Origin of the sequence: Flavobacterium sp., assembly GCF_028712645.1 — a bacterium.
Lineage (GTDB): Bacteria > Bacteroidota > Bacteroidia > Flavobacteriales > Flavobacteriaceae > Flavobacterium.
Map to the genome: position 1 here is coordinate 1 of NZ_JAQTPQ010000236.1, position 5,554 is coordinate 5,554.

Below are 5,554 nucleotides of genomic sequence, written 5' to 3' on the forward strand. Positions count from 1 at the left end.
ATTTCTTTGTCATCAGCTGGAACAATATACCAAGGAGCAATTTCAGAAGCAGTTTTATTAATCGCTTCCTCATAATATTTCATATATTCTTCCCAATGTTCGCGTTCTTTCAAATCACCTAGCGAAAATTTCCAATGATGTTTTTCTTCATTTAATCTTCGCAGTAAGCGCTTTCTTTGCTCTTCTTTGCTCAAATGAAAATAGAATTTCATTACAATCGTTCCATTTTGCGAAATATGCTTCTCGAAATTATTGATTTGTTCCATCCGATTTTCCCAGAACTGCGGAGTAATATCCTCTACTTTTTCAATTCCAGGCAAATTCTCATTCAAAATATATTCAGGATGCACTCGAGTCACCAAAACATTTTCGTAATGTGTCCTATTGAAAACCGCAAACTTTCCTTTTTCAGGTAAAGCAAGGTAATGTCTCCATAAATAATCGTGCTCTAATTCGGTTGAATTCGGTGTTTTAAAACTATGAACCTCAACACCACGCGGATTAAATTCTTTGAAAACTTCTCGAATCAAACTATCTTTCCCTGATGTATCCATTCCTTGCAGACAAATTAAAACGCCATAGCGATTGTGAGCATACATCACGTCTTGCAGCTCGCTCAGTTTAGCTTGAACTTCATACAATTTATCTTCTTTATCTCCCTCAGAAGCATCATTAAACAAATTCGTAGGGATTTTTGACAACTCGATTTTGCCAGTAACTTTAAAATCATCTGGATTTATAGACTTCATAAGAAATAATTTATATTTGTAAAAATAACTAAAAAAACATTCTAAAAGTAGCATTGTGAGAAACGTGGTAATCAAGAACTATTTTCAGTTATTCATTATAATCTTTTAAAAAAAAGATTTCCGCATAAATCAATATTTTAACACTTTAAATTGAACAAAGAAAAATGAATCCATTATTAAACAAAAATCTATTTCTTATCAAAGAGCAAATAGGAATGTTCCGAGCAGCAAACATTTATGATATTTTCGATCCTGAAACCAATCAGCACTTAATGACAAGTAAAGAGCCAAATTTAGGCTTTTTTACCAAAATAATTCGATTTACAAAATACAAAAAAATGACACCATTCAACGTTCTTGTAAGCGAAACTTCAGGCAAAAAAATAGTAAACATAAAACGTGGCACTACTTTTTTTCGTTCTGATGTTCAAGTTTTTGATGATCGAGATCAACTTATTGGCTATTTCAGACAAAAATTTTGGTCAATGGGAGGAAAATTTGAAATTATCGATAAAAACCAAAAACCAGTTTGTACCCTTCAAGGAAAATGGACTGGTTGGGATTTTAAATTCATAAAAGACAACACAGAACTGGGTTTTGTAAACAAAAAATGGGCAGGAATTGGTAAAGAATTTTTTACTTCGGCAGATAATTATGTCCTTTCCATAAACGAAAATGTCGCTCAAGATTCTGTCGAAAGACAACTCATTTTTGCGGCCGTTATGGTTATAGATATGGTTTTAAAGGAATAAATTTGACAACTTTCAAAAACTAGCCAAAGAAGGATTATCCAATAACGAGGAAGGTAACAAATCTGAATTTATTCGCTTGGTAGAAACCGTAAAATAAAATACTAAAAAAGCTTCCAGCCTTTGAAAGGCTGGAAGCTTTGATGAATATTAAACCAAAATTTTAAATTTACCCTATTTGGACTTTTTCAAATTCCCCCTTTGGGGGTTAGGGGGCAAACTCCATTCTCACACTTCCGTCATCATCAATTTTAGTCAAATTGATTTCTTGTAAAGTATTAACTAAGTCTGGGTTCCAAGGTGTTTTTACACGAACATAATTTTCGGTAAAACCGTGAATGTAACCTTCTTTATTTTCGCTTTCAAAAAGTATCGTTCTCTTTGTTCCAATCTGACTTTCATAAAAAGCACGACGTTTTTTTACAGATAAACTTCTCAACATTTTGCTTCTTTTTGCTCGAACATTGGCTGGAATAACACCTTCCATTTCGGCAGCCTCTGTATTATCACGTTCTGAATAGGTAAAAACGTGTAAATAAGAAATAGCTAAATCATTAAGAAAATGATATGTTTCTAAGAAATGTTCATCAGTTTCTCCAGGAAAACCAACAATTACATCGACACCTATGCAAGCATCGGGCATTACTTCGCGAATCTTATTTACTCGTTCGGTATAGATTTCTCGAAGGTAACGACGTTTCATCAATTTTAGGATTTCATTGCTTCCGCTTTGCAACGGAATATGAAAATGAGGAACAAAACTTCGACTTTTAGATACAAATTCAATCGTTTCGTTTTTCAATAAATTGGGTTCTATAGACGAAATTCGTAAACGCTCAATTCCTTCTACTTTATCCAACTCCTGAACTAATTCCAAAAATGTATGTTCGTGCTTTTTGTTGCCAAATTCTCCTTTTCCGTAATCACCGATATTCACTCCAGTCAAGACAATTTCTTTAATTCCTTGTTCTGAAATTTCTTTGGCATTTTTCAATACATTTTCGAGATCGTCACTTCTCGAAATTCCTCTAGCCAACGGAATCGTGCAATAGGTACATTTATAATCGCAACCGTCTTGGACTTTAAGGAAAGCGCGAGTTCTGTCGCCAATGGAATAACTTCCTACATAAAAATCAGCATCTTCAATTTCGCAAGAATGCACTTCGCCAAAATCATTTTTGGATAAATCATTAATATAATCAGTGATTTTAAACTTTTCGGTAGCTCCCAAAACCAAGTCAACTCCATCAACATTTGCCAATTCTTCGGGTTTGAGTTGAGCATAACAACCAATGGCAGCAACAAAAGCTTTATCATTGAGTTTCATTGCTTTTCGCACGACTTGCTTGAATTGTTTATCGGCATTTTCAGTTACAGAACACGTATTAACAACATACATATCAGCAACTTCTTCAAAATCGACGCGGTCAAAACCTTCGTCTTCAAAATTTCGGGCAATGGTAGAGGTTTCCGAAAAATTTAATTTGCAACCTAGCGTGTAGAACGCTACTTTCTTTCTTTTTTCCATAAAGTAACTCAATTAATGAAATCGTTGTCAAAAAATTGAGTGTGCAAATTTACGTATAAATTGTAAGATTTAAAATTGGATTATCATTATATTTGTAAATTAGGTTTTAAAACTAAAAATTATGCAACCGACTAATTTACAAAAAGATAAACTGGACTTAATTGAAAAAATTATCCATACGGAAGATCAAAGCACATTGGATTTCTTGAAAAATGTCTTAAATGACGAACCTTTGGAATATCAATTAAGTGAAGACCAAAAAAATATTGTTCGAGAAAGTGCCGAAAACTATTTGTCAGGAAAAGACAAAGGAAAATCTTGGGAAGAAGTTAAATCTAAATTACTTTCAAAACGAAATGGGTAAATTGAAAGAAGTTCTTTCAATTCAGGCTGAAAACGAATTGGAAGACGCATTATATTTCTATGATTTAATTTCAACAAAAATCGGAGACAACTTTCTAAATCAAATCAATACTTGTATAGAATCTATTTTGTTAAATCCAGAAACTTACAAATTAGAATTTGATGTTTATCGTCAAGCAGTTGTGAAAAAATTTCCATTTGTCATCATTTACACTAAAATTGATTCCATAATTTTAATTTCAGCCATTTTTCATACCAGCAAAAATCCAGACAAAAAGTTTAGATAATTAGTTTTGGTTTTCTCACAAAACAAATAAAAAAACCACAACTACTAACGCAATTATAGCTTTTCAAATTTTAAGATTATCCTATTTTAAAATTAATCTTTCCTCCATTTTTTAGTTTCCTCAAAAACGTGTTCTAAAATTGCGGCTTCTTTTTCATCTAAATCTATATTTCTGCGACTCATTACTAAGCGTGCAGTTTCAAAAGCCTTTTTTGTAACATAAGTAGTAAACCCTGAAGCTCCTCCCCAAGAGAAACTTGGCACAAAGTTACGCGGAAATCCAGCACCAAAAATATTAGCACTCACACCAACTACTGTTCCTGTATTGAACATTGTGTTAATTCCACATTTACTGTGGTCTCCCATCATTAATCCACAAAATTGAAGTCCTGTTTTGGCAAAACCTTCTTTTTCATAACTCCAAAGTTTAACCTCTTCGTAATTATTTTTTAGGTTTGAATTATTACTATCTGCACCAATATTACAAAATTCGCCAAGAACAGAATCGCCTAAAAATCCGTCGTGTCCTTTATTAGAATACGAAAAAAGAACAGCGTTTTTTACTTCACCGCCAATTCTAGAATAAGGACCAACCGTTGTTGCTCCATAAATTTTGGCAGCCATTTTTATTTGTGCATTTTCACATAAGGCTAATGGCCCTCGAATAACAGAACCTTCCATTATTTCTGCATTTTTCCCAATATAAATAGGTCCAGACGAAGCATTCAGCGTAACAAATTCTAGCTTTGCCCCTTCTTCAATAAATATATTTTCTTTTGCAATGGCATTAACACTTTTCGGTATTGGTTGTGATTTTCTGTCTTCGGTCAACAATTCGAAATCTTCACGAATTGCTGCATCATTATTGGAGAAAATATCCCAAGTATGTTCGACTCTAATACAATCTCCTTCAAATTCTATAATTTCATAAGTGTCAAAATCAACTTCTTCTTGATTTTCACTAGTGTAAAAAGCAATAACTTCATCACCTTTGAAAATAGCTTGGTTCAATCCGAGATTACTTACCATCTCGGATAAAATTGTATTGGGAAGAAAGGAAGCATTTATCATTACATTTTCTTCCATTTCAACCATTGGAAACTTATCCGACAAATATTCTTCCGTTAGAGTTGTTGTGGTTGAACCCAAACGCATTTCCCATTTTTGACGAATGGTCATAATTCCAATTAAAATATCGGCAACAGGACGTGTAAATGTAAAAGGCAATAGAGCATTTCTAGTTGGTCCGTCGAAAAGTATATAATTCATAGTTCTTTTGTTAGGAACAAGTCGTGACTTGTCCGTACTTACAGTTTTCAAAGTTACAAAGTTTTGGATAGCAATTAAAATAAAAAAACTCCCCAAAAATGGAGAGTTTTATATAATTTTTAAACTGATAAATATTATTTACCGTGTTTAGCGTATTTAGTTTTGAATTTATCGATACGACCCGCAGTATCAATAAGTTTAGATTTACCTGTGTAAAAAGGGTGAGAAGTTCTAGATATCTCCATTTTTACAACTGGATATTCAACACCATCAACTGTGATTGTTTCTCTTGTATCTGCAGTAGATTTAGTAATAAACACGTCTTCGTTAGACATATCTTTAAATGCAACTAATCTGTAATTTTCTGGGTGAATTCCTTTTTTCATCTTTATTTTTATTTATTTTTTTGAGCGTTTTAATTTTGAAGCTTTCTCTCTTTAGGAAAAAGGTGTAAATGCAACTACTCTTTTTGTTTAAAACTCTTTAAATTATTTTGAGTGTGCAAATTTACAATTATTTTTCAATAATCAAATCTTTGCGCAGCTTTTTTTATATAATTGTAAAAAACGATTTTTGTCGGTGGATATATTGGGAATTGCTATATTTGTGG

Annotated in this window: 7 protein-coding genes; 3 read left to right on the forward strand and 4 right to left on the reverse strand. The window is 32.6% G+C overall.

Translation table 11 applies throughout. The annotated features are described in order from the left end of the window. A partial coding sequence (locus tag PHC28_RS15030) for a PPK2 family polyphosphate kinase (protein WP_300102433.1) occupies window positions 1-749 on the reverse strand: 749 nt, incomplete at its 3' end. Window positions 750-913: 164 nt separating this feature from the next. On the opposite strand from PHC28_RS15030, the gene PHC28_RS15035 reads away from it, so the two are divergent. Next, window positions 914-1,501 carry a phospholipid scramblase-related protein gene (locus PHC28_RS15035; RefSeq protein WP_300102436.1) on the forward strand — a complete coding sequence of 196 codons (588 nt, stop codon included), beginning with the start codon at window positions 914-916 and terminating at the stop codon, window positions 1,499-1,501. 205 nt (window positions 1,502-1,706) lie between these two features. Here the strand turns inward: PHC28_RS15035 and mtaB are convergent, their stop codons facing one another. Next, the gene (gene mtaB / locus PHC28_RS15040) at window positions 1,707-3,026 is read right to left on the reverse strand and encodes a tRNA (N(6)-L-threonylcarbamoyladenosine(37)-C(2))-methylthiotransferase MtaB (protein ID WP_300102438.1); all 1,320 of its coding nucleotides are present in this window, start codon (window positions 3,024-3,026) and stop codon (window positions 1,707-1,709) included. Between the two features lie 121 nt (window positions 3,027-3,147). Here mtaB and PHC28_RS15045 point away from each other — a divergent pair, with 121 nt between their 5' ends. Beyond that, window positions 3,148-3,390, forward strand: coding sequence for a hypothetical protein (locus PHC28_RS15045; RefSeq protein ID WP_300102441.1), 243 nt, complete (start codon window positions 3,148-3,150; stop codon window positions 3,388-3,390). After that, window positions 3,383-3,676 (forward strand): type II toxin-antitoxin system RelE/ParE family toxin, encoded by a 294-nt coding sequence (locus tag PHC28_RS15050; protein WP_300102444.1) that lies wholly within the window; start codon window positions 3,383-3,385, stop codon window positions 3,674-3,676. Before PHC28_RS15045 ends, PHC28_RS15050 begins: the two co-directional genes overlap by 8 nt. A 92-nt stretch (window positions 3,677-3,768) precedes the next feature. On the opposite strand, the gene PHC28_RS15055 is transcribed toward PHC28_RS15050, so the two are convergent. Further along, the gene (locus tag PHC28_RS15055) at window positions 3,769-4,944 is read right to left on the reverse strand and encodes a GlmU family protein (RefSeq protein ID WP_300102447.1); all 1,176 of its coding nucleotides are present in this window, start codon (window positions 4,942-4,944) and stop codon (window positions 3,769-3,771) included. A gap of 134 nt (window positions 4,945-5,078) precedes the next feature. Continuing rightward, window positions 5,079-5,330 carry a type B 50S ribosomal protein L31 gene (locus PHC28_RS15060; RefSeq protein WP_143391223.1) on the reverse strand — a complete coding sequence of 84 codons (252 nt, stop codon included), beginning with the start codon at window positions 5,328-5,330 and terminating at the stop codon, window positions 5,079-5,081. Between the last annotated feature and the right edge of the window lie 224 nt (window positions 5,331-5,554).

Bases quoted from the DNA above. Each gene is read 5' to 3' on its own strand.
- PHC28_RS15035 (WP_300102436.1), top strand. From the start codon at position 914: ATGAATCCATTATTAAACAAAAATCTATTTCTTATCAAAGAGCAAATA.
- mtaB (WP_300102438.1), bottom strand. From the start codon at position 3,026: ATGGAAAAAAGAAAGAAAGTAGCGTTCTACACGCTAGGTTGCAAATTA.
- PHC28_RS15045 (WP_300102441.1), top strand. From the start codon at position 3,148: ATGCAACCGACTAATTTACAAAAAGATAAACTGGACTTAATTGAAAAA.
- PHC28_RS15050 (WP_300102444.1), top strand. From the start codon at position 3,383: ATGGGTAAATTGAAAGAAGTTCTTTCAATTCAGGCTGAAAACGAATTG.
- PHC28_RS15055 (WP_300102447.1), bottom strand. From the start codon at position 4,944: ATGAATTATATACTTTTCGACGGACCAACTAGAAATGCTCTATTGCCT.
- PHC28_RS15060 (WP_143391223.1), bottom strand. From the start codon at position 5,330: ATGAAAAAAGGAATTCACCCAGAAAATTACAGATTAGTTGCATTTAAA.